This is a genomic window from Polynucleobacter sp. 30F-ANTBAC, assembly GCF_018882385.1.
Taxonomy (GTDB): Bacteria; Pseudomonadota; Gammaproteobacteria; order Burkholderiales; family Burkholderiaceae; genus Polynucleobacter.
In genome coordinates, this window is record NZ_JACVON010000001.1 from 1,049,054 (window position 1) to 1,074,668 (window position 25,615).

General features: G+C 42.1%; 28 protein-coding genes. 8 read left to right on the forward strand and 20 right to left on the reverse strand.

Going from position 1 to position 25,615, the window contains the following annotated elements:
* Positions 1-28: 28 nt before the first annotated feature.
* Genes ICN28_RS04915 through ICN28_RS04925 form a run of 3 tightly spaced genes read left to right on the forward strand, consistent with a single transcriptional unit; the run spans position 29 to position 4,922 of the window.
* The gene (locus ICN28_RS04915; RefSeq protein ID WP_216286912.1) at positions 29-3,478 is read left to right on the forward strand and encodes a pyruvate carboxylase; all 3,450 of its coding nucleotides are present in this window, start codon (positions 29-31) and stop codon (positions 3,476-3,478) included.
* A gap of 16 nt (positions 3,479-3,494) precedes the next feature.
* On the forward strand, positions 3,495-4,181 hold the full coding sequence (locus ICN28_RS04920; protein ID WP_216286627.1) for a Crp/Fnr family transcriptional regulator: 687 nt from the start codon (positions 3,495-3,497) through the stop codon (positions 4,179-4,181).
* A gap of 39 nt (positions 4,182-4,220) precedes the next feature.
* Entirely contained in the window at positions 4,221-4,922 is a 702-nt protein-coding gene (locus tag ICN28_RS04925; protein WP_216286628.1) for an NAD(P)H-dependent oxidoreductase, read from the forward strand.
* Positions 4,923-5,026: 104 nt separating this feature from the next.
* Here ICN28_RS04925 and ICN28_RS04930 read toward each other — a convergent pair whose 3' ends face one another.
* Genes ICN28_RS04930 through ICN28_RS04985 form a run of 12 tightly spaced genes read right to left on the reverse strand, consistent with a single transcriptional unit; the run spans position 5,027 to position 14,248 of the window.
* Positions 5,027-5,512 (reverse strand): Spy/CpxP family protein refolding chaperone, encoded by a 486-nt coding sequence (locus ICN28_RS04930; RefSeq protein WP_216286629.1) that lies wholly within the window; start codon positions 5,510-5,512, stop codon positions 5,027-5,029.
* A gap of 32 nt (positions 5,513-5,544) precedes the next feature.
* Positions 5,545-6,384: an alpha/beta fold hydrolase gene (locus ICN28_RS04935; RefSeq protein ID WP_216286914.1), complete on the reverse strand. Its 840-nt coding sequence runs from the start codon at positions 6,382-6,384 to the stop codon at positions 5,545-5,547.
* 14 nt (positions 6,385-6,398) lie between these two features.
* Positions 6,399-6,590 (reverse strand): 2-hydroxymuconate tautomerase, encoded by a 192-nt coding sequence (locus ICN28_RS04940; protein WP_089515093.1) that lies wholly within the window; start codon positions 6,588-6,590, stop codon positions 6,399-6,401.
* Between the two features lie 18 nt (positions 6,591-6,608).
* A complete protein-coding gene (dmpH, locus tag ICN28_RS04945; protein WP_216286630.1) occupies positions 6,609-7,397 on the reverse strand; it encodes a 2-oxo-3-hexenedioate decarboxylase in 789 nt (262 codons plus the stop codon).
* 31 nt (positions 7,398-7,428) lie between these two features.
* Positions 7,429-8,460 carry a 4-hydroxy-2-oxovalerate aldolase gene (gene dmpG, locus ICN28_RS04950; RefSeq protein WP_216286631.1) on the reverse strand — a complete coding sequence of 344 codons (1,032 nt, stop codon included), beginning with the start codon at positions 8,458-8,460 and terminating at the stop codon, positions 7,429-7,431.
* 40 nt (positions 8,461-8,500) lie between these two features.
* Positions 8,501-9,397, reverse strand: a complete 897-nt coding sequence (locus tag ICN28_RS04955; RefSeq protein ID WP_216286632.1) for an acetaldehyde dehydrogenase (acetylating) — start codon at positions 9,395-9,397, stop codon at positions 8,501-8,503.
* Between the two features lie 35 nt (positions 9,398-9,432).
* Positions 9,433-10,227, reverse strand: coding sequence for an SDR family NAD(P)-dependent oxidoreductase (locus tag ICN28_RS04960; RefSeq protein WP_216286633.1), 795 nt, complete (start codon positions 10,225-10,227; stop codon positions 9,433-9,435).
* 5 nt (positions 10,228-10,232) lie between these two features.
* Complete coding sequence (gene dmpE / locus ICN28_RS04965) at positions 10,233-11,015, reverse strand: 2-oxopent-4-enoate hydratase (RefSeq protein ID WP_216286916.1); 783 nt, start codon at positions 11,013-11,015, stop codon at positions 10,233-10,235.
* A 39-nt stretch (positions 11,016-11,054) separates the two neighbouring features.
* Positions 11,055-12,509, reverse strand: a complete 1,455-nt coding sequence (locus tag ICN28_RS04970) for a 2-hydroxymuconic semialdehyde dehydrogenase (RefSeq protein WP_216286635.1) — start codon at positions 12,507-12,509, stop codon at positions 11,055-11,057.
* A gap of 24 nt (positions 12,510-12,533) precedes the next feature.
* On the reverse strand, positions 12,534-12,953 hold the full coding sequence (locus ICN28_RS04975; RefSeq protein ID WP_216286637.1) for a heme-binding protein: 420 nt from the start codon (positions 12,951-12,953) through the stop codon (positions 12,534-12,536).
* The gene (locus ICN28_RS04980) at positions 12,953-13,879 is read right to left on the reverse strand and encodes a catechol 2,3-dioxygenase (RefSeq protein WP_216286639.1); all 927 of its coding nucleotides are present in this window, start codon (positions 13,877-13,879) and stop codon (positions 12,953-12,955) included. Before ICN28_RS04980 ends, ICN28_RS04975 begins: the two co-directional genes overlap by 1 nt.
* Before the next feature lie 42 nt (positions 13,880-13,921).
* Positions 13,922-14,248, reverse strand: a complete 327-nt coding sequence (locus tag ICN28_RS04985; protein WP_216286641.1) for a 2Fe-2S iron-sulfur cluster-binding protein — start codon at positions 14,246-14,248, stop codon at positions 13,922-13,924.
* A 163-nt stretch (positions 14,249-14,411) separates the two neighbouring features.
* Here ICN28_RS04985 and ICN28_RS04990 point away from each other — a divergent pair, with 163 nt between their 5' ends.
* Positions 14,412-15,146, forward strand: coding sequence for an FCD domain-containing protein (locus ICN28_RS04990; protein ID WP_216286642.1), 735 nt, complete (start codon positions 14,412-14,414; stop codon positions 15,144-15,146).
* Here the strand turns inward: ICN28_RS04990 and ICN28_RS04995 are convergent.
* The 7 genes from ICN28_RS04995 to ychF all read right to left on the reverse strand — a co-directional run bounded on the left by ICN28_RS04995 (position 15,143) and on the right by ychF (position 20,759).
* A complete protein-coding gene (locus tag ICN28_RS04995) occupies positions 15,143-16,204 on the reverse strand; it encodes an NADH:ubiquinone reductase (Na(+)-transporting) subunit F (RefSeq protein WP_216286644.1) in 1,062 nt (353 codons plus the stop codon). The two genes, ICN28_RS04990 and ICN28_RS04995, sit on opposite strands and share 4 nt — an antisense overlap.
* A gap of 79 nt (positions 16,205-16,283) precedes the next feature.
* The gene (locus ICN28_RS05000) at positions 16,284-16,553 is read right to left on the reverse strand and encodes an MmoB/DmpM family protein (protein WP_216286647.1); all 270 of its coding nucleotides are present in this window, start codon (positions 16,551-16,553) and stop codon (positions 16,284-16,286) included.
* A gap of 54 nt (positions 16,554-16,607) precedes the next feature.
* On the reverse strand, positions 16,608-16,862 hold the full coding sequence (locus ICN28_RS05005; RefSeq protein WP_216286649.1) for a phenol hydroxylase subunit: 255 nt from the start codon (positions 16,860-16,862) through the stop codon (positions 16,608-16,610).
* Between the two features lie 205 nt (positions 16,863-17,067).
* The gene (locus ICN28_RS05010; RefSeq protein WP_216286651.1) at positions 17,068-18,378 is read right to left on the reverse strand and encodes a DUF1329 domain-containing protein; all 1,311 of its coding nucleotides are present in this window, start codon (positions 18,376-18,378) and stop codon (positions 17,068-17,070) included.
* Positions 18,379-18,390: 12 nt separating this feature from the next.
* Complete coding sequence (gene gstA, locus ICN28_RS05015) at positions 18,391-18,996, reverse strand: glutathione transferase GstA (RefSeq protein WP_216286653.1); 606 nt, start codon at positions 18,994-18,996, stop codon at positions 18,391-18,393.
* Positions 18,997-19,105: 109 nt separating this feature from the next.
* Entirely contained in the window at positions 19,106-19,639 is a 534-nt protein-coding gene (locus ICN28_RS05020) for an antibiotic biosynthesis monooxygenase (protein ID WP_216286655.1), read from the reverse strand.
* A 25-nt stretch (positions 19,640-19,664) separates the two neighbouring features.
* Positions 19,665-20,759: a redox-regulated ATPase YchF gene (gene ychF / locus ICN28_RS05025; protein ID WP_216286656.1), complete on the reverse strand. Its 1,095-nt coding sequence runs from the start codon at positions 20,757-20,759 to the stop codon at positions 19,665-19,667.
* A 19-nt stretch (positions 20,760-20,778) separates the two neighbouring features.
* Between ychF and ICN28_RS05030 the strand changes: the two genes are divergently transcribed.
* Genes ICN28_RS05030 through ICN28_RS05045 form a run of 4 tightly spaced genes read left to right on the forward strand, consistent with a single transcriptional unit; the run spans position 20,779 to position 25,329 of the window.
* The gene (locus ICN28_RS05030; RefSeq protein ID WP_216286657.1) at positions 20,779-21,984 is read left to right on the forward strand and encodes an FAD-dependent monooxygenase; all 1,206 of its coding nucleotides are present in this window, start codon (positions 20,779-20,781) and stop codon (positions 21,982-21,984) included.
* A 33-nt stretch (positions 21,985-22,017) separates the two neighbouring features.
* The gene (locus ICN28_RS05035) at positions 22,018-22,743 is read left to right on the forward strand and encodes a DsbC family protein (RefSeq protein ID WP_216286658.1); all 726 of its coding nucleotides are present in this window, start codon (positions 22,018-22,020) and stop codon (positions 22,741-22,743) included.
* Position 22,744: 1 nt separating this feature from the next.
* Positions 22,745-24,538 carry a M61 family metallopeptidase gene (locus ICN28_RS05040; RefSeq protein WP_216286659.1) on the forward strand — a complete coding sequence of 598 codons (1,794 nt, stop codon included), beginning with the start codon at positions 22,745-22,747 and terminating at the stop codon, positions 24,536-24,538.
* A 59-nt stretch (positions 24,539-24,597) separates the two neighbouring features.
* Complete coding sequence (locus ICN28_RS05045) at positions 24,598-25,329, forward strand: uracil-DNA glycosylase (protein ID WP_216286660.1); 732 nt, start codon at positions 24,598-24,600, stop codon at positions 25,327-25,329.
* Between the two features lie 23 nt (positions 25,330-25,352).
* Here ICN28_RS05045 and ICN28_RS05050 read toward each other — a convergent pair whose 3' ends face one another.
* Entirely contained in the window at positions 25,353-25,604 is a 252-nt protein-coding gene (locus tag ICN28_RS05050; protein ID WP_216286661.1) for a hypothetical protein, read from the reverse strand.
* Positions 25,605-25,615 lie beyond the last annotated feature (11 nt).

Below are 25,615 nucleotides of genomic sequence, written 5' to 3' on the forward strand. Positions count from 1 at the left end.
CCTGATTTTTAAATTGATAAGAGAGTCCATTGTGAAAAAAATACGCAGCATACTCATCGCCAATCGATCCGAAATTGCTATTCGTGTCATGCGTGCTTCTAACGAATTGGGCATTAGAACGGTTGGTATTTATGCCAATGAAGATCGTTTTGCCCTGCATCGCTTCAAAGCCGATGAAAGTTATTTAGTTGGTGAGGGTAAAAAACCCATTTCCGCTTATTTGGATATTGAAGATATCTTACGTATTGCCAAAAAAGCCAATGTTGATGCGATTCACCCTGGTTATGGTTTTTTGTCAGAGAATCCTGACTTTGCAGAAGCATGTCGTAAAAATGACATTATCTTTATAGGCCCTGATCCTAGCGTGATGCGCACACTGGGTAATAAAGTCGATGCCCGTAACGCCGCAGTTGCTGCAGGCGTCTCTGTCATGCCAGCCACCAAACCTTTGCCGCAAGATTTTAATGAAGCCAAAAAATTAGCTTTAGCAGTTGGGTACCCATTGATGCTGAAAGCAAGTTGGGGTGGCGGTGGACGAGGGATGCGCGTCATTGAGGATGAAAAATCTTTAGAAGCCGAGTTACCTATTGCAAGACGCGAAGCGTTAGCAGCATTTGGTAACGATGAAGTTTATTTAGAAAAACTTGTGAGAAATGCCCGACATGTTGAAGTCCAAATTATCGGCGATAAGCATGGCAACGTGGTTCATCTCTTTGAACGTGACTGCTCTGTTCAGCGCAGAAATCAAAAAGTCGTTGAACGAGCTCCAGCTCCTTACTTGAATGAGGTGCAAAGAAAATCACTATGTGACTCTGCTATTCGCTTGATGCAAGCGGTCCATTACACGCATGCGGGTACTGTTGAATTTTTGATGGATGGCGATTCAGGTGAGTTTTATTTCATTGAAGTGAATCCACGCATTCAGGTAGAGCATACCGTGACAGAACAAGTGACTGGGATTGATATTGTTAAAGCACAAATTCATATCAGTGAAGGCGCCAAAATTGGTACTCCTGAATCAGGTATTCCTTCTCAAGAAAATATCAAATTGAACGGCCACGCTTTGCAATGTCGCGTAACCACTGAAGATCCTGAGAATGGATTCTCACCTGACTATGGAAAGATTTCAACTTACAGAAGTGCTGCGGGCTTTGGGATTCGCTTAGACGCTGGTACCGCCTATGCTGGTGCAGTCATTACCCCATTCTATGACTCATTATTAGTTAAAGTGACAGCCTCCGCACCAACTTCTAAAGAAGCAATTGCTCGTATGGATCGCGCACTCCGAGAATTCAGAGTTCGCGGTCTCAGCACGAATCTGCAGTTCTTAGAAAATGTCATTAATCACCCGTTATTTATTTCTGGCGAATGTTCAACTCGATTTATTGATAACACGCCCGAACTTTATAAATTCCCAAAACGTCGAGATCGCGCAACACGCCTCTTGAACTTCATCAGTGGCGTCATTGTGAATGGCAATCCAGAAGTTGCTGGCAGAACACTACCAGCATTACCATTAAGCAAACCTTTGATTCCTAAAATAGATCCTAATCAAGTGCTAGATGTGGGAACCAAGGATCGATTAACTGCCATGGGGCCTAAAAAATTCAGTGAGTGGATGCGAAATGAAAAGCGAATCCTCTTAACCGATACAACGATGCGTGATGCCCATCAATCGCTCTTTGCAACTCGCATGAGAACAGATGATATGGTCAAAATTGCGCCATATTACGCGCAAAATTTATCTCAACTATTCTCATTAGAATGTTGGGGTGGTGCCACTTTTGATGTGTCGATGAGATTTTTAAACGAAGATCCATGGGATCGTTTAAAGAAGATTAGGTCAGCTGCTCCTAATATTTTGTTACAAATGTTACTGCGCTCATCGAATGCCGTTGGTTACACCAACTATCCCGACAATGTGGTGCGCTACTTCATTGAACAAGCCGCTCAAAATGGCATTGATCTATTCCGCGTTTTTGACTCACTCAACTGGGTTGAAAATATGCGTGTATCAATGGATGCCGTATTAGAAAATAATGCTCTATGTGAAGCAACCATCTGCTACACCGGTGATATTTTTAATCCCAACCGCGCCAAGTACAACTTAAATTACTACGTCAATATGGCGAAACAGCTTGAAAAAGCTGGTGCTCATATTATTGGCATTAAAGATATGGCTGGCGTTTGTAGACCTCTTGCAATTACCGCTTTAGTTAAAGCGATTAAAGAGGAAGTGGGCTTACCAGTTCACTTCCATACCCACGACACCAGTGGCGCTTCCATTGCATCCGTATTAGCAGCCATTGAGGCTGGAGTTGATGCAGTGGATGGTGCTATGGATGCCATGAGTGGCCTCACATCGCAGCCAAGCTTAGGGGGAATCATCGCATCAACTGAAGGAACCTCACGTGACTCGGGCATTGCCCTGAATCAAATTAGACCTGTTTCAGCGTACTGGGAAGGTGTACGTAAATTTTACTCACCATTTGAAGCGGATATCCGCTCAGGCACCTCAGACGTCTACCTTCATGAAATGCCAGGCGGTCAATACACCAACTTAAGAGAGCAAGCCAGATCATTAGGCATTGATCAACGCTGGTCTGAGGTTGCTCAAGCCTATGCGGATGTCAATCAACTATTTGGTGATATTGTTAAAGTTACTCCAAGCTCCAAAGTAGTTGGTGACATGGCTCTTTATATGGTTACCAATGATTTAACACCTGAGCAAGTACTCGATCCAGCTAAAGAAATCAATTTCCCTGAATCAGTTATTTCTCTTTTCCGTGGAGAAATGGGTTATCCAGCAGATGGGTTCCCTAAAGAATTAGGCAAGAAAATTCTTAAAGATAAAGTGGCTATTGATGGTCGAGCAGGCGCTCATCTTGAATCAACAGATTTAGTAAAAACTAAAAAACAAGCTGAAGAAAAAATTAATCGTCATATTAGCGATACCGAACTAGCTTCTTACTTAATGTATCCGAAAGTATTTACTACTTATGCGGATCATCATAAACACAATGGTGATGTTTCCCTATTACCAACACCCGTGTTTTTCTACGGCTTAAATTCTGGCGAAGAAATGGCGATTGAAATTGACCCAGGAAAAACTTTAGTCATTCGACTTCAAGGCACAACACCTGTCGATGAAGAAGGAGTTGTTCGAGTATTTTTTGAATTGAATGGTCAACCTCGAACAGTTAAAGTCAAGAAGTTAGGTGCCACAGCCACTAAAGTCGGTCGCATCAAAGCTGAAATTGATAACCCAAAACATATTGCTGCGCCATTACCGGGAATGATTTCAACCATTGCAGTCAAAGAAGGTCAAAAGATTCAAAAAGGCAATCCCCTTGTATCAATTGAAGCCATGAAAATGGAAACCATGATTACAGCCAATGAAGATGGTGTGATCAAGAAAATTCATGTAAGCTCAGGCAATCAAGTCGATGCAAAAGACTTATTAATTGAATTTATCTAAGCTGCCAGGATAACAAATGTTGAGCAATAGTTTTATGAATAATGTTCCTTGGTTGGAATGTTTAGACCCTGATGAACTTGCAAGAGTTCATCAGGAGTTAACCATTAAGCAAATTGCCAAAAATGAATATGTTTGTCGTAAAGGTGAAATACCAGATTACTGGTATGGCGTTATCTCAGGCCTAATTAAAGCCAACAATGTTTCTCATGGGGGTAAATCCATTACCTATATGGCCATCCCTTCTGGAAGTTGGTTTGGTGAAAGCCCCTTAATGAGAAAAGAGGTGGTTCGCTCTTACGATGCCATTGCTATGCGTGACTCTGTTTTAATTTGCCTACCCAAAGAAACATTTCATTGGATATTGAGTAAGAACATTGAATTCAATCAATACATCATTCAGCAAATTAATGAACGACTTTTTCATTTCATTTCAATGATTGAATCTGAAAGATTTTTAGATACTAATTCTCGAGTTGCAAAAATCATTGCTGGGTTATTTAACCAACACCTTTACCCAGGTCAGAGCACTGCTCTGAAGTTATCCCAAGAAGAAGTTGGCTTTTTAACAGGCCTTTCACGACAAAGAACTAATATGGCATTAAAGAAATTAGAAAGCTTGGGGTACATCAAAATTAGTTATGGTGAAGTTGAAGTTACTGATTTAGAGAATTTAAGAAAAATGGGCAATGAAACCTATGAGTAATCCTCACACCTCGATCCAAAAGCCCTTTTTAAAGTAATTATGAAAATATTTATTGTTCATGCGCATCCAGAACCACAATCTTTTTGTACGGCTATGAAAGATACGGCGGTTGAAACATTTCAAAGCTTAGGTCACGAGGTACAAGTATCTGATTTACACCAAATGAATTGGAATCCTGTAGCTAGTAGTAATGACTTTGAGGTTAGAAGTCAGCCTGATTATTTGGTCTATGCGCTTGAACAGCGCGAAGCCTATAAAAGTGGAAAAATTTCACCTGATATTCAGGCTGAAATTGATAAATTGAAATGGTGCGATGTTCTGATATTTAATTTCCCCATGTATTGGTTTTCTGTCCCAGCTATTCTTAAAGGTTGGATTGATCGCGTTTTTATATCTGGTTTTTGCTATGGTGGCAAACGTTTCTATGATCAAGGTGGATTAAAAGGGAAAAAAGGCCTCATGGCGTTTACCTTGGGTGGACGCGAACATATGTTTGGCGAAGATAAGATTCACGGTGACATGAGCACCATGCTACGTCCATTGCTGAGAGGGTCTATGGCTTATGTCGGCTTATCCGTACTTCCCCCATTTATTGGCTGGCACGTTCCTTATATTACGGATGAGGACCGCCAAATTCTTTTAAAACAATATCGCGAATATCTTACCAATCTAGATCAACTAGAACCTTTGAGCTTCCCTAGCTTGGCAAACTTTGATGACCGCATGATGCCAAAAATTTAATGCTTTCTTCCTTTGAATCTTTAGAAATCACCACATAAAAAGAAACCCCTCAACTGAGGGGTTTCTTTTTAATAAGACCAAGGAAACTTGATATCACTGAACCATCAATCAAAACTTGGCACAGTCGATATGAGAATTTCATCTGCTGTTTTCTTTTGACTATCGCTCATGCTTTCGTAGAGCTTCTTTGCTGAATCATGAATTTGCTCCATGCCAGCATATCTATTCTGAGTGACACCTAACACTTGACCAATTTGCTGAACGGCTGTTGCGCCACCTAAACGTGCTTTTGCTCTTTTTATATCTGTAAACAAAGCTACTAAACTTTTCTCATATTCAGACCATAATGCCTGTTGCTCTTTGGTGATATTTAATTTTTTCTTGGTCGCATCCAAGCGCTCCATGTAGTAATCAAATGATCCAATAGGGCTACGATCAATTTCATAGCGTTTGCCGCCGATGCCTCGGTTTTTAAATTCCTGGTTCATTTCCTCACGCGCCGTTGGCTTAGCATCTGCCAAGGCTGTCAATGAAAAACAGGCCCCGATGATAAGAATCAAAGATGATTGAATAAGTTTATTAGCGCTCAATTGAGTCCTCACTGATCTATGCTTAAAAAATTTTAAGCTCTAGCTTCCAAAAAGAAATTCAATAATAGCTGATTAAATCTAGCTGAGTGCTCAATTTGCGTCCAATGGCCACATTCTCCAAAGACATGTAACTGCGACTTTGAAATTAACTCATGCAAACGCAAACTGGCCGATAAAGGAATAATGGCATCATCGCGTCCATGAATAATCATGGTTTCATGGGTTAATGTCTTGATTTTCCCTTCATCGCTAGCCAATGCATCCACCCAACGCTGGCGTGGCGCTGGGAACATGGCTGAGAATGCTTCTTGGAATCCCGGGCGAATACTTGCCTCATAACGTAACTTAGCAAGATCATCACTGACTAAATTTTTATTAAAGGCAAATAAGTTAACAAGCTCTTTCATATGCTCAAGGGTGCCTTTGTACCCCCAAACGGCATCCAAGCCCTCAGTCAATTCAAACTTAGTACCTGCCGCACCCATCAAAACTAAACGATTGACACGATCAGGCGCTCTTAAAGCCAAGGCTAGCGCTAGACCTCCACCAAATGAATTACCTACTAAATGAGCTTTTTCAATTTTCAATGCGTCCATCAAGCTCAGGGCATGTGAGACCCACATATCCATGCTGTACTGCACATTAGCGGGCCTTTCTGTAAATCCAAAACCCACCATGTCTGGCGCAACCACTCTAAATTTTTCTGCAAGGACTGGCATTGTTAAACGCCAGTTAGCATATGCTGTCACACCAGGACCAGAACCATGAATCAAGAAGATCGGATCCCCTTGACCATGATCTTGATAATTCGTTTTGATGCCTCCAGCAACAATGGATTGACCGATTTCAGGATTTGTTGAAACTGTAGACATCATGACCCTTTAATTTATCGACCCAAATCTTTTGCTGTTACCCCAGCAATACCCCAGTTTTCTTTTGGCATATCGTGGATCCAAACTCTTACATTTTCCTTGGGCGCACCAACAGCCTCATGAAGTGCCTGTGTCACTTTTTCAATCACAGCGCGCTTTTGGTCTTCAGTGCGGCCTTCCATCAAATAAATTTGTGCAAATGGCATTTGAGTATCCTTTATGAATTAGATGAAACGTAAACTGGTGCTACCCATTCCCTGAATCTTTAATGTCACGTTATCACCAGCTGCTACTGCAACGGCTTCAGTTACACCACCCGATAAAATTAAAGTGCCAGCAGGAATTTCTTCACCACGTGCGCCTAAGTGATTCGCCATCATGGCAATAGCAGCTGCAGGATGACCCAATACCGCAGCACCAGCACCAAAGGCTACTGGCTCACCATTTTTTTCAAGCACGATACCAACTGTTCTCAAATCAACATCACCCACATACACAGGATTGCCACCGATCACGAAGCGAGCTGCTGAGGTGTTATCTGCAATCACGCTCTTTAAGTCAAATTTGAAATCGCGATAACGTGAGTCAATCACCTCAATGCCGGGCAATACGAAGTCTGTCGCAGCCAATACTGAACCAATGTGGCAGCCTGGCCCTTTAAGTGCTTTCTTTAATACGAAAGCAATTTCTGGCTCCACTTTTGGATGGATTAATTCTGATACTTTGCACTCGCCGCCATCGGGCAATGCATAGTAATCAGCCATGAAACCAAAACATGGTGTCTCAACACCCATTTGCTTCATCTTGGCGTGTGAAGTCAAGCCAGCTTTAAGGCCTGCAATTTTATGACCTCTAGCGATTTTTCGACGCTTGATTTCATCTTGAATGGCGTAAGCATCATCCCAATCCATCTCAGGATGATCATCCGTGATCTTTGGAGTATCTTTTGCATTTAATTCACAGTTCTCAAGATGCTCTGCTAATTTTTTAATGGTTGCTTGATCTAACTTCATATTCTTTCCTTTAACCTCAATAAGGTTTCTATTAAATAAGTCCACGCGCTTTTGCAAGCGTCATCGCTGTATCTTCAATCATGTCTTCTTGGCCACCAACCATGCCTTTACGACCCAACTCAACCAAAAGTTCACGAGCAGAAATGCCATATTTCTTTTCAGCACGTTTTGCAAACAATAAGAATGATGAGTAAACGCCGGCATAACCTAAAGTTAATGAATCTCTATCAATTCGAATCACGTGATCCATGATAGGTACTACTAGATCTTCAGCAACGTCTTGAATCTTGAATACATCAACACCCGTTTCAATCCCCATGCGATCACATACCGCAATAAATACTTCCATCGGCGTGTTACCAGCACCAGCGCCCAAACCAGCAGCTGCCGCATCAATACGATTTGCACCACATTCAACCGCAGCCAATGAGTTGGCAATACCCATTGCCATATTATGGTGACCATGGAAACCTAACTCAGTCTTTGGATCTAATGCTTGACGAACAGCTGTTAAACGTTCTTTCACATCATCTGGCAACATATAACCAGCAGAGTCAGTCACATAAACGCAATTAGCGCCATAGGATTCCATTAATTTAGCTTGCTCAACCAATTTCTCTGGAGATGCTTTATGAGCCATCATCAAGAAGCCAACGGTATCCATTCCTAATTTACGACCCATACCAATATGCTGCTCTGATACGTCAGCCTCGGTACAGTGTGTTGCAACACGAATACAGTGCACACCTAATTCGTGAGCCATTTTTAAATGATCAACCGTACCCATGCCTGGTAAAAGCAATGCTGATACTTTGGCATTTTTCATCTTTGGAATGACGGCAGACAAATATTCTTCGTCCGTATGTGCCGGGAAACCATAGTTAACAGATGACCCGCCTAAACCGTCACCATGGGTGACTTCAATCAATGGCACACCAGCATCATCTAAACCACAGGCAATTGTTTCCATCTGCTCCAATGTCATTTGATGACGCTTTGGGTGCATACCATCACGCAATGTCATGTCATGAACGGTGATTTTTTTACCTTTTAAGCTGCTCATATTCTTAATCCTTTATTTCTAAATTCTTTTAATTGGTTAATTAATAAACCAACTTGCCAGACAACATTTCTTCTGCAAACATCTCAGCAGTTCTTGCAGCAGCTGCAGTCATGATGTCTAAGTTACCAGCGTATTTAGGCAAGTAATCACCTAAACCTTCAACTTCCATAAATACAGATACGCGATTGCCATCAAATACTGGACCGTTCACCAATCGATAGCCTGGAACGTACTTTTGCACTTCCTTGATCATGTCATGAATCGAAGCCGTAATTTTGGCTTGATCTGGCTCACCTTCGACCAAACAGTGAATCGTGTCACGCATCATCAATGGAGGTTCTGCTGGATTAACGATAATGATGGCTTTACCTTTTTCTGCGCCACCTACTTTTTCAACAGCACCCGCTGTTGTTCGTGTGAACTCATCAATATTCTTACGTGTTCCAGGACCAATTGAACGGCTAGATACTGTCGCAACAATTTCACCATAAAGTACTTTTTGCACACGTGAAACTGCCGCCACCATTGGAATAGTTGCCTGACCGCCACATGTCACCATGTTCACGTTCATTTCTTTTTTACCCAAGTGCTCTTTCAAGTTCACCGGTGGAATGCAATAAGGACCAATCGCCGCAGGCGTTAAGTCAATCATTAACACACCCAATTCATTTAATTTACGTGAGTTCTCAGCATGAACATAAGCAGAAGTTGCATCAAACGCAATTTGAACCCCGTCAGCTTTAACGTGTGGCAACAAACCATCAACGCCATCTGAAGTTGTCTTGATACCCATCTCACGAGCACGCTTTAAACCATCAGACTCAGGATCAATACCCACCATCCATACTGGCTCCAATACTGGGCTTCTTTGTAATTTCGCTAATAGATCAGTACCAATATTTCCAGGACCAATCAATGCACATTTAATTTTTTTCATTTAAGAACACCTTATTTATCAAATTCAATAATTATTTAAACAATGCTACGAATCACACCACCATCAACATGCAAAGCTGCGCCAGTTGTTCCGGCTGATAATGGGCTACTGATATAGGCCACCATAGAAGCAACTTCCTCTGGTGAAACAAATCGCTTGATTAAAGATGTTGGACGGCCTTCAGCAAAGAATTTACGCTCCATCTCCTCAATCGTAATACCTTGATCTTTTGCCATAGAGGCAAAGAAGTTAGCCGCGCCTTCTGTTTTAGTCGGCCCAGGTAGAACTGAGTTAACCGTTACCCCAGTACCTGCAGCCACTTCAGCTAAACCTCGAGAAACAGATAACTGGGCAGTCTTTGTCATCCCGTAATGAACCATATCCCCAGGGGGACAAATACCAGACTCACTTGAGATAAAAATAATGCGACCCCAATTTTTCTTAAGCATGAGCGGTAAATAGTGGCGCGATAATCGCACACCACTCATCACATTCACCTCAAAAAATCTCATCCACTCTGCATCACTAATTTCAGCAAATGGCACAATGCCAAAAATACCTAAATTGTTAATTAAGATATCCACATCACTGTGAGCACCCAAGAGTTTCTCTACACCGGCAGCACTTGATAAGTCTGCAGCACAGCCTTGCAACAAGTTAGATGGCACGCGTTCGGAGAGTTTGGCAATAGCTTGATCAACAGATGCTTGGGTTCTGCCATTCACAATCACTCGCGCGCCATTTTCTGCCAATGTTTTAGCAATTGCAAAACCAATACCGGCTGTTGAGCCGGTAATTAAAGCGGTTTTACCTGCAATCTTTAGGTCCATAGTGATTAACTAAAACGAACAGAACAGCTGCCCAAACCACCTATCGTTGCTCTGAAGTTATCACCCTTAGCAATTGGCGCCATAGCCGCTAATGCACCAGACAAAACAACTTCACCGGCTTTTAAACCAACGCCTAAGCTACCTAATGTATTGGCCAACCATGTAATTGAATTCACTGGAGAGCCTAACGCTGCAGCGCCTGCACCTGTTGCAAAAATATCGCCATTTCTTTCTAAAATCATGCCGCAAGTATTTAAGTCAATTTTCTTTGGATCAACTGCGTTGTCACCCAAGACAAAAACACCACAAGAAGCGTTATCAGCAACGGTATCTTGAATCTTGATTTTCCAATCACGAATTCTTGAATCCACAATTTCAAAACAAGGCATCACGCATTCAGTAGCGGCCAAAATATCAGCATTACTTAAACCAGGGCCCATTAAGTCTTTTTTCAAGATGAAGGCAATCTCACCTTCAGCCTTAGGTTGAATCATGCTATCAAATTCAATTGATTCACCCTCGTTGTAAATCATGCCGTCTAATAAATAACCAAAATCTGGACGATAAACACCCAACATATTCATGACTACTTTTGAAGTAACACCAATTTTTTTACCCACAATGCGCTCACCTGCTTCGATACGACGAGCAATCATGCGCTCTTGAACTGAATACGCATCTTCAACTGTCATATCAGGATATCTGCTACTAAGCGGATCAATCACATGACGATTTTTTAATGCGTTGTAAAGTTCATCACCCAAATCAGTGATAATTTTTTTATCCATAGCCATTTTTATCTCTTCATTTCTCTAGAAATTTGCTTATTAAAGTTTGACGCAAACGTTGCGTAGCTCAGTATAAAACTCTAATGAGTGAACGCCACCTTCACGTCCAATACCTGAACCTTTTGCTCCACCAAAAGGTGTACGCAAATCACGCAAAAACCAGCTATTAATCCAACATAAGCCCACTTCAATGGCTTCAGCCATGCGATGCGCCCGGCCCAAATTCTCTGTCCAAACAGATGTTGCCAAACCATATGTTGTGTTATTTGCCAATTCAATCGCTTCTTCTTCGGTATCAAATGGTGCAATATGACAGCATGGCCCAAAAATTTCTTCACGAATCACTGAAGCAGTTTCTGGTAACCCTGTCCAAATAGTTGGCTGAACCCAATGACCATCTTTAAACTCATCAGCCATCTTGGGTGTTCCACCACCTGTAACAACTGTTGCACCCTCAGCAACAGCTTTGGCATAGTAGGATGTGACTTTTTCTTTATGTTCAGCAGAGATCAATGGCCCCAAACCGACGCCTGGCTCATTGGATGGTCCAACTTTAAGACCCTCAGCTTTTACTTTAAGAGCCGCAACAAATTTATCAAAAATAGGTCTTTGAACATAAACGCGCTCAGTACCTAAACATACTTGACCACAATTCTCAAATGCTGAACGTGTAACGCCTGCAATAGCTTTGTCGAAATCGCAATCTTCAAAAACAATCGCTGCATTCTTGCCACCCAACTCAAATGAAACTGGACGAACACCTTTTGCAGCTGCTGCCATGATAGCTTCACCCGTTCTGGTTTCACCAGTAAAGGTAATGCCATTCACGCCTTGATGCTTCGTTAAAAATTCGCCAGCAGAATTAGGGCCAAAACCATGCACCACGTTATAAACACCTTTAGGCACGCCAACCTTATCAAACACTTCCCCTAATAGTGTGGCAGTTCCTGGAGTTTCTTCTGAAGGCTTGATGACAACTGTATTGCCGCAAGCTAATGCTGGGCCAACTTTCCATGTCATCAATAACAATGGCAAGTTCCAAGGGCAAACAACACCAATCACACCTAAAGGTTTACGGATAGCGTAATTAATTGCCTTACCACCATCTGGCGTGTCCATTTGGAATGTTTCGTTTGGTACATTTTTAATAATGTCCGCAAATACTTTAAAGTTGGCCGCACCGCGTGGAATATCAATATGAGATGCCAAAGATCTTGGTTTACCAGTATCGGCAATTTCAGCTTCTAAAAAATCATCAAAACGGCGATTAATCTCATCTGCAACGGCATACAACATTTCAACGCGCTTGACCGTTGTTAGTTTTCCCCAATCCCCTTTTAGCGCCTCTCTTGCAGCTGTTACTGCCTGATCCACTTCAGATAGTCCCGCCTCGTGAACCATACCAATCACCTGATTACTAACAGGGGCGCGTTTTTCAAATGTTTTATCGGTGGCAACAAACTCACCGTTAATGAAGTTTAGAAATTGTTTCATGTTGTTTTCTATTCGTTTTATTAATTATTTAATCTTTGAAATTCCTGCTAGCGCACAAATTTCATCTTCTTCTGCAGAACCACCAGAGACGCCAACCCCACCGATTAATTCACCATCAATTTGTATGGGGACACCACCACCAAAAATGACCAAACGCTCTCGCTGCACAATACCTTCCCTTAACGCCGGATCATCCTGAATGATGCTCATCCACTGACTGGTTGGAAAACCAAAACTTGCAGCGGTATAGGCTTTATCGATAGCAATATCGATTGAGTGTAAAAATGCTCCCGGCATTCTCAAAAAAGCCATCAGGACTCCACTCGAGTCCGTGACAGCCACATTAATTTTGATGCCTAACTCATTGGCTTTTTCAATGGCGCCTTGAGTTATTTTTGCAGCAGCATCAGAACTAACGATTTTTTGAGATACAAAATGACTCATTAGGTCACCACGGCCAAGAAAGCTTCATTCAATTTACGATCGTGATAGAAAATTGCACGGCCCACTTCTTCGATTGGCCAAGTAATCTCATGCATGTCTGGATACCACTCATAGCCACCACAGAAAGTTTCTAAACGATTGCCTGATGGGTCAAAGAAGTAAATGGTTGCGCCACGTGTAATACCGTGACGTGTAGGACCGATATCAATTGAGACACGATTCATACTCATGATGTCAGCAGCACGAAGCACTTGCTCCCAAGAATCTAGCAAGAATGAAACATGATGCAATTTGTCATCTTCACCATGGCGAACCAAAGCCAAATCATGAGCCTTCGTTGAACAAGTAATAAACGCTGCTAAATCAGTCGTTTTGTCCTCTAACTTCACACGCTCAGTCACGCGGAAACCGAATACATCTTCAAATAATTTTCTTGTGCCATCGATGTCTTTACCGTAAAGCAACGCATGGTCCATACGCACTGGAGAAATACCTTTTTGATCAGGGTTCCAAGCTTCTGGAGCTACATCACCCAAGCCATTACCCACATGATTTTTTTCAGCATAGAGTTCAAATGTATGTCCTGTTGGCGCCTTAAATCTGACACGCTCACCGGTCTCCATTAATTCACCTGCTGGCATACGCTCTGTTGTTACTCCATACGCTTTTAAAGCCTTGTCTAAATTCTCAAGGACTTCTTTGCTTTCAACTTTGAAACCAAAGAAATCCATGCCAGCACGATCGGCTTGACGCAAAATCACACTGTTGTGATCACGCTCATCCCAAGTCTTGAAGTACACACGGCCGGATTTATCGCGACCTGTTTCTTTTAAACCCAACACATTGGTATAAAAATGTACGGATTCATCCATATCTAGAACGCGAATTTGTGCGTGGCCTGGACGCAAAACACCTGTCATTGGCATGCTTTTCTCCTGTTAAATCTACTAAAAATTAGTGTTAATAAGTTACTTCTCTATTGTTTCTGTAATGCCTCTTACAACATTCTTTTTCATCTTTCCAACGACTCTTAATCGGATATCCGATTGCGGCTTCACTCGACAAGCCAAGACGCAACCTCTAGCCTCTTCTTCAACTGTTACGTGATCTCGACTCATCACACGCTTGGTATATTCACCGCTGGTAATTTCTATCTTGCAAACACCACAACCGCCACCGCGACAACCTACCGGTATTCCTTTACGACCAAGCGCCTCCATACCAGCTAATAAATGCTGGTCTTCACGACAGCTATACTCTTCTTGAGTATCTTCAATGAATACCTTATGAGACATCTGCTTTCTCGATTGTACCTATTAATCTCGAGATTATTTTGAAATACCTGATGATTTATCACAATGAGTGTTTTCCCTAAAAGCCTCGTTTTTTTTACTCAAACCATTCAAGACACGGCAAAATATCGATAATTCATAAAAAATAAGATATTCCATAAAAATCATGCATTTAGTTCCTCAGTCTTCATTTGTACCTAAAACGCCAGTGCCCAAAACACTGGTTGAAGGTGCCTACTTAGCGCTAAGACGCGACATTATTAATGGCGTTCATTCCCCGTCGACTAAATTACGAGTTGAACACTTAAAAGATAGATATAACGTTGGCGCAGGGACCCTGCGTGAGGCTTTAGCACTCTTGGTTGCTGATAGCTTAGTTTTTACTCAAGGACAAAAAGGCTTTACGGTTAGCCCCATGTCTTTGGCTGACTTTTTAGACATTACTGAAATGAGAGTCATGCTAGAAATGGAAGCACTTTCCCAATCGATGACTTACGGCAACGACAAATGGGAAGCGGATGTGATTGCAGCCTATCACCGCCTGACGCTGGCAGAGAAGAAGTTGGGTAAAACAGCAGACGGTCAAGAGGATAGTTTCTTTCATGAATGGGAGCAAAGAAATGAAGAGTTTCACTCCGCTTTAGTTTCAGCCTGCCCATCAAAATGGTTGCTGCAATTTATTGGGATTCTTTATCACCACTCAGAACGCTATAGACGAATAGCTATGCGTTTTAGAAAAGATAACGCGCGAGATGTACATGCAGAGCATGAGGCACTTAAATCTGCTGCCTTAAATAGAGACATCAAGCTTTGTACCAGGCTGCTCGGTCAGCATATTAAGCTGACCTATTCCTTGGTATCAAAGCTTCCCGAAGGGATATTTAATCAACAAGCCGATTAAATATTTTTGAAGAGTGGACTACGAACCGTATTAGTAGAGTCCACGGCTGAAATAAACTTCTCAGCATAGATATCTCGTTCATATAAACGACCCTGCATCAACGTTGTGATGGCGGCCTCAATCATCGGCGGCGGACCACATAAGTAGGCTTTACGTCCACTAAAGTCATTGTTAAAGTGAGCTTTAGCAGCTTCATGAACAAAACCTCTAGGTCCCGTCCATCCAGAGTCAGCGGGCTCATCAGATAATGCAGCTATGTAAGTAAAGTTAGGATGCTTAGCAGCCAAAGCTTTAAATTCTTGATCATAATAAAGTTCTGTTTGCGATCTTGCACCATACATCAACGTCATTGGCAATTCACATCCTTCATTGAGCAAATCCAAAATCATGCTCTTAGGGCTTGATAAGCCAGATCCACCTGCAATAAATAACATTGGTGTATTGGTTGATTTCTTAACAAAGAAACGCCCATAGGGGCCGCTTAACTTCAGCTTGTCACCAACTTTTAGTTGCTCATGAATATAGGTTGTCACCAAACCACCAGGAACAATACGAATATTTAACTCAACTTCACCATCGTGCGGCGCATTAGCTAATGAAAATGCACGACTCTGATTCAATGCTGGGATTTCTAAATTGACATACTGCCCTGCCTGAAAGTCGACTTTTTTATCGCCATCAAGCTTTAACCAAATGCCTTTAATTGTTGGCGTTAAATTTTCGATACGAGAAACAACGCCTTCATAGTCAACCACCGGAATGACTCTAGCATCTGGATCCTCATCAATGTCAGCTTCAATCGTCACGTCACTTTGCAAAGTAGCGCAACAAGCCAAACACTTTTGCTCTTCTCGCTCAAAATCCATTAAAGCAAAAGTTGATGCTTCACCATGCTCCACTTCACCATCAACCACCTGCACCTTACAAGTGGCACAAAGACCATGACAACAGGCGTGTGGCAAATAAATACCTGCTCTAAGAGCAGCATCAAGAATTGTCTGACCTTCTTCAACTTCGATTGTTTGACCAAGCGGTTCAATGGTTAATTCATATGACATAAAAACTCACAAATAATAGCTATATAAAAGGTATGCCAAATGCAACTGATGCAGTGGCTTAGTAATACTATATGTCTTGTTAAGACTTCCACTCTAAAACAAACTGCTCATCATCTTCGTCAACGTTGCCTGATAGAGTAATCAAGTGCATATGCATTTCTTGCAACTCAAAATCTCGCCCCATTTTTTCTTCAATGGTTGCACGTTTAATAACCATTTTATTCGGCACATCAATTTTGACCATCGCTGGCTGCTCGTCAACCACAGCACCTGGATTGTCTTCAAGAATTGCCTCAACAATATAACGACTTTCTGGATTGGTTTGGAATGCAATAAATACGTTTGCCATTTTCTATTTTCCCTAATTTTAAAAATATCTCTATTAATTTAATTAATTCTTAAATTACTTATCCAATCTTTTTTGAGTGGCATCACGCAAGCGCCATTCAAAATCATCCGATTTATCGATGGGATTGGAATCTTCGTCAATCATCACCACACCTTGTTCTTTGCAGAAGATTTCATAATCTTCTGCTTTTAGAATCATTTCGGCAAAAATTTCAGGTTCGCCAACAGCGAACTCAAACTCAACAAAACCATCATCACGTTTCTCTATGAACCTGACAAATCTTTTTTCAGGGTTGAACTCTTCTGCCATTTCGTCACCTATACCTTTAAAAAACTCTAATAGATAAGTCTTCTATTTAACCATCGAATAATAATTGAATATTCCCGAAATATTATAGTATTCTCGAGATTTAAGGGTAAGCCCTAAGAATCTTATAAATAGATTGCGCTTAGCAACTCAGACGAACTACCCATGTTTACCCTTATTTACTAGATATGGGTCAAAAACTTTCGTTTTAATCACCGCCTCTTAAGTTTTGAACTTGAAAAAGTGAGGTTGGATTAGCTTTGTGATCAACTTTTGTCTTAAATTGCCCAGTTGTGCAATGCTTAGTTTGAACATCGACTGCCGAAAAGATATCGTCTACTGGAGATCCCAAATTTTTATTCTCTGGTAAATGTGCATCTGGATGAGTCTTACCCAAAGTACCCACCTTCCACAATTGTCCTTTGCGATCGTAGATTAAGGTTCTAACGATATGCATTGATTGCGCATCTAAATAAAACATTCTTTTACTAATAGGATGTTTAGGATCAAGTGGCTCAACTTCTAAGATAAAGGTTTTGCGCAATTGCCATGTGACATCAGGGAAACAGCCGCCTTGTCCATTCACATCAATAAATTGGTAGCCATCCTTTTCAATCGGCAAATCTGTTGCTAATTTCATCTCACGATGGTTGAACATGGGTAACAAAAGATTCTGAGCCCCTTTGTAATGCCATTTCATATCAGAGATTCTTCCATTAAATCCCTCAAAATCTTCAATCATCACATCAGAGCCTAAAAATGCATCGGTGTATTGACCGGGTGCCATACGGCGCACACGACGTTGAAACCCCAAATACATATAAGCATCTTGTGGTTTGTGATCATTATCAGCATGCAAAATTAATAGCTGGGTATTTTTAAGGTCTTGCGGTTCAAAAACTTTGGCATAAATAGCCACCGCTAAATCAGCAGAATTAGGCTTAATCTCCGGAGCTGGCTCTTCAACACGATGCTTAAATTTAAGAATATTGAAAGAAAACTTCACTGTCTTCTCAATCTTGCCGCTCATTAGATCTCGATAACGCCAATAGAATGGATAGATCACCCCACTATCACCGACACCCGCACCAGCCCTGAAATTCCAAGCTAATTTTTCACCGGCGCGTGGATCTTTTAAGTCAGGTTCTTCAATGAATGGACGCCCAGAGATATAGTGATTGATATCTCCAACCTTTTCACCAAGTTGAGCCTTATTAAGATTCTGCCTACTGGCCTCAATAAATTTTTGATTGATCTGAAATTGAGTACTTGGCCCTACTTTGATTTGGTGCCAATCATTTTGAATAACGTACTGCAAACCAGGATCTAAGATAGCTTTGAATTGCTCTAGGTTGGTTTTATCAATTACTAAACCAGGCTTTAACTCTTTAAATTGAGGAAAGCCTTTTACATACGGATCAAAACTATTTTGAAGATCTTGCTCACTCGCTGCATAGACAGAGACATTAAAAAATACTGTGCTCAGTAAAGCAGCAAGAGAGGCAAGTTGTTTTTTCATCAAAATTGATAATTACTTAATCAAACCTTCAGCCTTCATCGCAGCTTGAACAGCTGGACGTGCCGCTACTTTAGCGACCAACGCCTGAATATTTGGATAAGCATCTGTTGGCATAGCTAAGAAACCCATCCAACCGATCACGGTAAACAAATAAGCATCAGCAATAGTGAATTGATCCCCTACTAAATATTGCTTTCCTGCTAACTCTTGATTCACATAAGTTAATCGCTTCGCAATATTGGTTTTAGCTTGTGATTTCACATCATCTGTATTCGGGTGGAAAAGAGGTGTAAAAGATTTATGTAACTCTGTGCCGATGAAAGTTAACCATGACTGCAGGCGTACTCGATCTAAAGTTCCATTGGCTGGCGCTAATTTTTTCTCAGGAACTAAATCTGCTAAATATTGATTAATTGCTGGTCCCTCAGTGAGTAACTCACCACTATCTAACTGAAGCGCGGGGATATACCCTTTCGCATTAATTGCGGTGAAATCAGCACCACCGGCTGTCTTCTTTGTTCCCAAATCGACTGATTCTTTTTCGAATGGCAAACCAGTCTCACAAAGGACGATGTGAACTGCTAAAGAACAAGCACCTGAAGCGTAATAGAGTTTCATGAATATCTCCGTATAGGTAAAAAGAATATCCTAAACCAAATATTTCCGAAATAATCAATATTTCTCGAGATTTAGAGTAAACCCCTAGTTGCTCTAAAGCCCAACATCCCTAACTCAACCAGCTTTTAAAAACCTGAACGAGACGTGGCATTAATAAATAGGTCATGACGATAACAACCAAGCCTGTCACTATTGCCGTTCGAAGTAAATAAGGCAAAGGCTCTATATATGGAGTTAAGAAATATAAGAAAAAGGATGCTGTTGGCCAAATGCCCAACCAAGTGATCAAAGCCATCTTATTTCGAGGTGGCTTTTTACCAACAGGAACCTCTGGCAGAGAAAACCAAGCTTCTAAACCAGTCAATAGATGGTACTCAGGATCGGCGGCCAAGAGTGGTCGAAAACGCGCATGCCACATTTGTCTTTTTTGTGAACTATCCCAAAGATCTAAATCTTTTTGTGATGAGAATTTGACGATCACCTGATATTCATCCGCACCAGATAATGGTGGCAGAAGCTCAGAGCCGAGAAATCCGGGGAAATGCCTCATTGACTCAAACATCCCCAAAATCAAAGCCTCATAGGCTGCGTGACAACCTTCCTTGGTTCGACTATGAACAACTCGAATGACTGGGCTAGTCATCTGCTTATGGACCTCTTATTAGTAATTAAACGTTAAACAAGAAGTTCAGAACATCACCATCTTTAACAACATACTCTTTGCCCTCTGCTCTCATCTTGCCAGCTTCTTTAGCGCCTGATTCACCTTTGAAGGTGATGAAGTCATCATAAGAAATAGTTTGCGCACGAATAAAACCACGCTCAAAATCCGTGTGGATCACGCCCGCAGCTTGAGGTGCCGTATCTCCCACATGAATTGTCCAAGCTCTAACTTCTTTCACGCCTGCCGTGAAATAAGTTTGTAAGCCCAGCAAACCAAACCCAGCACGAATCACACGATCAAGACCTGGTTCATCCATTCCCATATCGCCTAAGAATGCCTTTTTATCTTCATCCTCTAATTCAGCAATTTCAGCTTCGATAGCAGCACAAACAGCTACTACCGGCGCTTTCTCTTTAGCAGCATGCGCTTTAACTACATCCAAATGAGGGTTATTTTCAAAACCATCATCTTTCACGTTGGCAACATACATTACAGGCTTTGCTGTAATCAAACAAAATGGCTTCAATAACGCCAAATCCTCATCACTTAAACCCATCGCACGCACGGGTAAGGCTTGATTTAACTGTGCCTGAACCTTTGCTAACAGGGGAGCTAAAGCATTAGCTTCTTTGTCATTACCTGATTTAGCAGCTTTTGAATAACGGGCAAATGCTTTATCAACTGTTGTGAGATCCGCTAGCGCTAACTCTGTGTCAATAACGCCAATATCTGAAAGTGGATCAACTTTGCCAGCCACGTGAATCACGTTACCATCTTCAAAACAGCGCACCACATGGGTAATGGCATCTGTTTCACGAATATTGGCTAAAAACTGGTTTCCTAAGCCCTCGCCCTTGGATGCGCCAGCCACTAAGCCCGCAATATCAACAAATTCAACCACTGCAGGTAAAACTCGTTCAGGCTTCACAATCTCAGCCAGCTTGGCTAAACGAGGATCAGGAACCTCCACAACGCCTACGTTAGGCTCGATCGTGCAGAAAGGGTAATTTTCTGCTGCAATACCCGCTTTGGTAAGAGCATTAAACAAAGTTGATTTGCCAACGTTAGGTAGGCCGACGATACCGCATTTCAATGACATAGCGAGTTATTATTCCAATATGAACAGTTACGATCTTATTATTGTTGGTGCTGGTATTGCCGGAAAGGCAACTGCACTTCGATTAGCCCGTTTAGGCTTAAAGATAGTGCACATAGCACCCAATTTCGATCCAGGCATCCATTGTAATGATGATTTGACTTGGGATAGCCGAATTTATGCCTTATCGTCGAGTAGCCAACAATTACTCTCGGATATGAATGTCTGGGCAGCGATGGATCATGGGCGCACTCAAATCGTCAGTGACATGCGAATTTTTGGTGACAGCGGGCAAGCCCAGGATGAGCTCCACTTCTCGGCCTATAGCGCTACCGTACCGCAATTAGCCTGGATTGTAGAAGCCAGTCATATTGAAAGAACCTTGGATGCGGCCTCTCAATTTCAAGGCAATATTCAGCGCATTACCGACAAAATATCCGACTTCATCTCAACAAAAGATGCTGTGACGGTTCATACCGAATCAGGCCAAAGCTTTACTGCAAAACTCCTCATAGCAGCGGATGGGGCTCGATCACCGATTCGAGAAAAGCTTCAAATTGAAACCCCTATTAATGATTATGGCCAAACAGCAGTAGTTGCTAATTTTGAATGTGAGCTCGATCATCAAGGGACAGCCTGCCAATGGTTTTTAGAAAATGGTGAAATACTGGCACTCTTGCCACTTCCCAATAAAAAACTCTCTATGGTTTGGTCTGCGCAAGCAGCGCATGCTGAACAGCTTCAACAATGCAATCCTGAGACCCTCTCCTCTGCAGTGATGGCTGCAGCTTTTGGCTCTGTGCGTCAGCGCTTTGGAACACTGAAAGTCATCACCAATCCTAAGAACTTTCCTTTACGCAGAATGAAAGCGCAACGCATCATTGCACCAGACCAACATCCTCGAATCATTTTGATCGGTGACGCTGCTCACGTGATGCATCCCTTAGCAGGCCAGGGTCTTAATCTAGGCTTAAGAGATGTCGCTACTCTCGGACAACTGATAGAAACTAAAGAAGCTTTTAGAAGCATTGATGACCCTGTTCTTTTAAGGCGTTATGAACGCTCCCGTCATGGCGACACAGACGCATTACTTTTTACAACAGACCAATTACAGAAATTATTTGCCAGCCCAAGTGGTTTATTGAAAACAGTTAGAAACATGGGCATGGGTCTAGTGAACCGTAGCCGTTTTTTAAAACGACAACTTATTAAAAAAGCACTTTCTTAATCAAAGTAACTCCATTTATTCAATAAGGTATTTATGACTTCATTTTCAAAAATGCATTTTCAAGCACTGGCACTTGCTCTAGTAGCAGCTGTAAGTGGCACAACTGCGCATGCACAAAATGCCGCAGAGCAAAAAATAAAAACAGAGCTTCAAAAACAGTTAGGTGAGCGCGCAAAAATCACAGCAGTTCGCGGCACACCTGTTTCCGGCTTATATGAAGTCGCCATTGGTAATGATGTGGTGTACGCTGACGCCAGCGCACGCTACCTTGTTCAAGGTGAATTGATCGACCTTAAAACAGGCATCAATCTAACGGAACAACGCAGTAACGATTTGAATCGTATTAAATGGTCAGACTTGCCTCTCAATGACGCTATCAAAGTTGTACGCGGAAATGGCACACGCCAACTTGCGGTTTTTGCAGACCCTAACTGTGGTTTTTGCAAAAAATTAGAAAAGTCATTCCAACAACTGGATAACGTGACCATTTATACATTCCTAGTACCTTTGCTATCAGCGGACTCCGCAACAAAATCCAAACAAATTTGGTGTGCATCCGATCGCAACAAGGCATGGAATGCCTGGATGCTTGAGAATCAAACTCCAAGCGGTAATGGTGAGTGCGCGACGCCACTTGACCGCAACACATCTCTAGCCAAGAAATTAGGCGTCACTGGAACACCGGCCATGTTCTTTACAGATGGCTCCCGTATTGCTGGTGCAGTTCCTTTAGCGCAAATTGAGAAGAAATTAAAATAAGATGAGTCGGATTCGTTACGTTGTTGAACTAAAAGATTGTCATGGGCACCGCTTTGAGGTGACCCTTCAAATTCCGAGTCGCATCCTAAAAGATCAGGGTGTTCAAGTTCAGCTTCCGGCATGGATCCCGGGCAGCTATATGTTGCGTGACTTTTCCAAACACTTGGAAACCATCACAGCTAAAAATGCAGTCACCAAAAAAAGTATTGCTCTAGAAAAGATCGATAGCAACACATGGTATGTGAGCCCATCGAATCAAGATGTCACACTAACGTATCAAGTCTATGCATTTGATACCTCTGTTAGAGCGGCATATATTGACTCAACTCGTGCGTTCTTCAACCCCACCAGCTTGTGTTTGCAGGTTCTTGATTACGCCGATGAAGTCCATGAGCTTGAGATTCTCAAACCGGCTTCAACTCACCCATCGTGGCGTATTGAAACAACTTTACCGGTTAAAAAGGTGGATGCATCACGCTTTGGTATTTATCAAGCCCATTCTTATGATGCACTGATTGATCACCCTGTGGCGATCGGAGAGTTTCAAACAATCACGTGGCAATCTTGTGGCACCCCACACCGCATGGTGATTCAAGGGGCCATCAAAGAGGTTGATACTCAGCAGTTAGCCAAAGATTTAAAAGCTATTTGCGATGCACATATACAATTTTTTGAGCCCAAGTCTCATCGAGCCCCATTTCAGCAATACAGTTTCATCGTTAATACAGTCGGTGATGGCTACGGTGGCTTAGAGCATCGCGATAGCACAGTCCTTTTGTGCAAAAGAGATGACCTTCCCTACCCACATCAGAACCTAAGCAAGCACGAAGCCTATGAGGATTTTTTAGGCCTCTGCAGTCACGAGTACTTTCACGCTTGGATGGTCAAGCGCATCAAACCAAAAGCATTTGATCCTTACATCTTGGATCAAAAAAATCACACCCGATTGCTTTGGTTGTTTGAAGGGTTCACCAGCTACTACGATGATCTTCAACTATTCAGAAGTAAGCGTATTGATTTATCAGCTTACTTGAAGCGCTTAGAAAAAACCTGGAACATGGTGCTGCGTCAGCCAGGTCGACATAAACAAAGCGTGGCTGAAAGTTCATTTGATGCTTGGACAAAGTATTATCAGATGGACGAGAACACACCCAATGCCGTGGTCAGCTATTACGCCAAAGGTTCTCTAATTGCTTTGGCCCTGGATATCACGATCCGACAACACACACGCAACCAACAATCATTGGATGATGTGATGAGACATCTCTGGCAGATGTATCAATTGACGCAACAGGGCATGGCCGAAAATGATTTTGACAGTGCGATTGAATTCATCATCGGGCCAAGCTTCCAAACCATCTGGAAATCCTTCAAGTCGGATTACATAGAGGGTACTAAAGACTTGCCTTTGATGAAATTACTTATATCGGCAAATATTCAAGTAACTTCAAAAGTTAAAAAAGCTTCAGATCATGCAGAAAGTGCTAAACAGTTATTAGGCATCAGAACTTCCGTTAACAACGGTTGGATCAAGCTCACTCATGTTTTAGATGGTGGCCTCGCTCAAAGAGCAGGCTTATCAGCTGGGGATTACTTATCAGGCATCGGGCAGGAGCGCGTTACTCCTGCTAGGTTAGATCAGCTGTTGATGCAACTGATTCTCGATTTAGAGAATGCTAAAAAGATTAGCATCCTTGCCTATCGACATGAAACAGAGTTTTCTGCCACTTTATCTAGTAACGCTAAAGAGATAGCTAGCCTCCAACCTCAGCAATTTTCATTAGCCACTTATTAATTGATTAATCCTCATTCGCCATTTAAGTGACTAACTCTCTTTTTTCTATACGCACACTCATGCCCAGCGATTGGGCGGAGTTGATTCATGAAGAATTGGATTCAGAAGAGTTTTCTCAGCTGGAAAAGAATCTCTCAGCAGCCTATGAAGAATTAGGTGAATTAATACAACCTGCTCCTGACAATGTTTTTAAAGCCTTAAGAGAAACATCAGTTGAACAAGTTAGAGTTGTTTTATTGGGTCAAGATCCCTACCAAACTCCCGGTCTTGCCCAAGGTTTGGCTTTCTCAATCCCAGCGACTATCAAACCAGGATGGCGCAGTTTTCCTAGCTCACTTAGAAACATCAGCAAGGCGATTGCCTTAGATGGTTACTCAGGATTGCAACATGGCGATCTCAGTCACTGGGCGAAACAAGGCGTCTTACTGCTCAATGCCACACTAACTGTGCAGCTTGAAATAGCTGGCTCTCACGCCAACTTCGGTTGGCAAAAGTTAACCGACTGTTTACTGTATCGCTTAGCACTTAAAAAGCCTGAATTGATTTGGCTGCTCTGGGGCGCTCATGCTCAGAAGAAAAAAGCACTCATTGAGCAAGCGTCACAAACTATCAATACCCCAAATTCTGCTATCAGCGCCACCATCTTGACTGCATCGCATCCTTCCGGTTTGAGTGTGTACCGGACCCATGAACCATTTTTATTGCCGGGAGATACCGGTAGTTGCCAGCACTTTAAAAAAGTGAATGAACTGCTTGAAAAGCGTGGTGAGCAGCCTATTACCTGGTCTTGATTAATGCAAAAAGCATCACCTGGTTATTTTTTAGCGAAAGCTCTTAAGCAAGCAACGAGTAAAACCGTTACAACGAGCGCCCCCAACCATTCCAAAATCTGGCCAGAACTGAATAATCCAAAGGTTTGACCAAAAAACGAAACCAAGAAGCTAATCACGATCCCAGCGAGGCTATAAGGCAGCAAATCTTTGAGTTTTAGTCGTTTTTTAGGGTAAAAGTGGGCGCTAATTAAGCCTACAGAACCCCCAAATATTAAAAATGCTAGAAAACTCATCTTAACCCCAT

Excerpts from the sequence above, each read along its gene's own strand:
- dmpG (WP_216286631.1), bottom strand. The coding sequence starts at position 8,460 with ATGAGCAGCTTAAAAGGTAAAAAAATCACCGTTCATGACATGACATTG.
- ICN28_RS04920 (WP_216286627.1), top strand. The coding sequence starts at position 3,495 with ATGTTGAGCAATAGTTTTATGAATAATGTTCCTTGGTTGGAATGTTTA.
- ICN28_RS04975 (WP_216286637.1), bottom strand. The coding sequence starts at position 12,953 with ATGAGTCATTTTGTATCTCAAAAAATCGTTAGTTCTGATGCTGCTGCA.
- ICN28_RS05010 (WP_216286651.1), bottom strand. The coding sequence starts at position 18,378 with ATGAAAAAACAACTTGCCTCTCTTGCTGCTTTACTGAGCACAGTATTT.
- ICN28_RS04955 (WP_216286632.1), bottom strand. The coding sequence starts at position 9,397 with ATGAAAAAAATTAAATGTGCATTGATTGGTCCTGGAAATATTGGTACT.
- ICN28_RS04940 (WP_089515093.1), bottom strand. The coding sequence starts at position 6,590 with ATGCCATTTGCACAAATTTATTTGATGGAAGGCCGCACTGAAGACCAA.
- ICN28_RS04985 (WP_216286641.1), bottom strand. The coding sequence starts at position 14,248 with ATGTCTCATAAGGTATTCATTGAAGATACTCAAGAAGAGTATAGCTGT.
- ICN28_RS04995 (WP_216286644.1), bottom strand. The coding sequence starts at position 16,204 with ATGTCATATGAATTAACCATTGAACCGCTTGGTCAAACAATCGAAGTT.
- ICN28_RS05020 (WP_216286655.1), bottom strand. The coding sequence starts at position 19,639 with ATGACTAGCCCAGTCATTCGAGTTGTTCATAGTCGAACCAAGGAAGGT.
- ychF (WP_216286656.1), bottom strand. The coding sequence starts at position 20,759 with ATGTCATTGAAATGCGGTATCGTCGGCCTACCTAACGTTGGCAAATCA.
- ICN28_RS04925 (WP_216286628.1), top strand. The coding sequence starts at position 4,221 with ATGAAAATATTTATTGTTCATGCGCATCCAGAACCACAATCTTTTTGT.
- ICN28_RS04960 (WP_216286633.1), bottom strand. The coding sequence starts at position 10,227 with ATGGACCTAAAGATTGCAGGTAAAACCGCTTTAATTACCGGCTCAACA.
- ICN28_RS05005 (WP_216286649.1), bottom strand. The coding sequence starts at position 16,862 with ATGGCAGAAGAGTTCAACCCTGAAAAAAGATTTGTCAGGTTCATAGAG.
- dmpE (WP_216286916.1), bottom strand. The coding sequence starts at position 11,015 with ATGGATAAAAAAATTATCACTGATTTGGGTGATGAACTTTACAACGCA.
- gstA (WP_216286653.1), bottom strand. The coding sequence starts at position 18,996 with ATGAAACTCTATTACGCTTCAGGTGCTTGTTCTTTAGCAGTTCACATC.
- dmpH (WP_216286630.1), bottom strand. The coding sequence starts at position 7,397 with ATGAAGTTAGATCAAGCAACCATTAAAAAATTAGCAGAGCATCTTGAG.
- ICN28_RS05035 (WP_216286658.1), top strand. The coding sequence starts at position 22,018 with ATGACTTCATTTTCAAAAATGCATTTTCAAGCACTGGCACTTGCTCTA.
- ICN28_RS04935 (WP_216286914.1), bottom strand. The coding sequence starts at position 6,384 with ATGTCTACAGTTTCAACAAATCCTGAAATCGGTCAATCCATTGTTGCT.
- ICN28_RS04980 (WP_216286639.1), bottom strand. The coding sequence starts at position 13,879 with ATGCCAATGACAGGTGTTTTGCGTCCAGGCCACGCACAAATTCGCGTT.
- ICN28_RS05000 (WP_216286647.1), bottom strand. The coding sequence starts at position 16,553 with ATGGCAAACGTATTTATTGCATTCCAAACCAATCCAGAAAGTCGTTAT.
- ICN28_RS04970 (WP_216286635.1), bottom strand. The coding sequence starts at position 12,509 with ATGAAACAATTTCTAAACTTCATTAACGGTGAGTTTGTTGCCACCGAT.
- ICN28_RS05045 (WP_216286660.1), top strand. The coding sequence starts at position 24,598 with ATGCCCAGCGATTGGGCGGAGTTGATTCATGAAGAATTGGATTCAGAA.
- ICN28_RS04990 (WP_216286642.1), top strand. The coding sequence starts at position 14,412 with ATGCATTTAGTTCCTCAGTCTTCATTTGTACCTAAAACGCCAGTGCCC.
- ICN28_RS05050 (WP_216286661.1), bottom strand. The coding sequence starts at position 25,604 with ATGAGTTTTCTAGCATTTTTAATATTTGGGGGTTCTGTAGGCTTAATT.
- ICN28_RS05030 (WP_216286657.1), top strand. The coding sequence starts at position 20,779 with ATGAACAGTTACGATCTTATTATTGTTGGTGCTGGTATTGCCGGAAAG.
- ICN28_RS05040 (WP_216286659.1), top strand. The coding sequence starts at position 22,745 with ATGAGTCGGATTCGTTACGTTGTTGAACTAAAAGATTGTCATGGGCAC.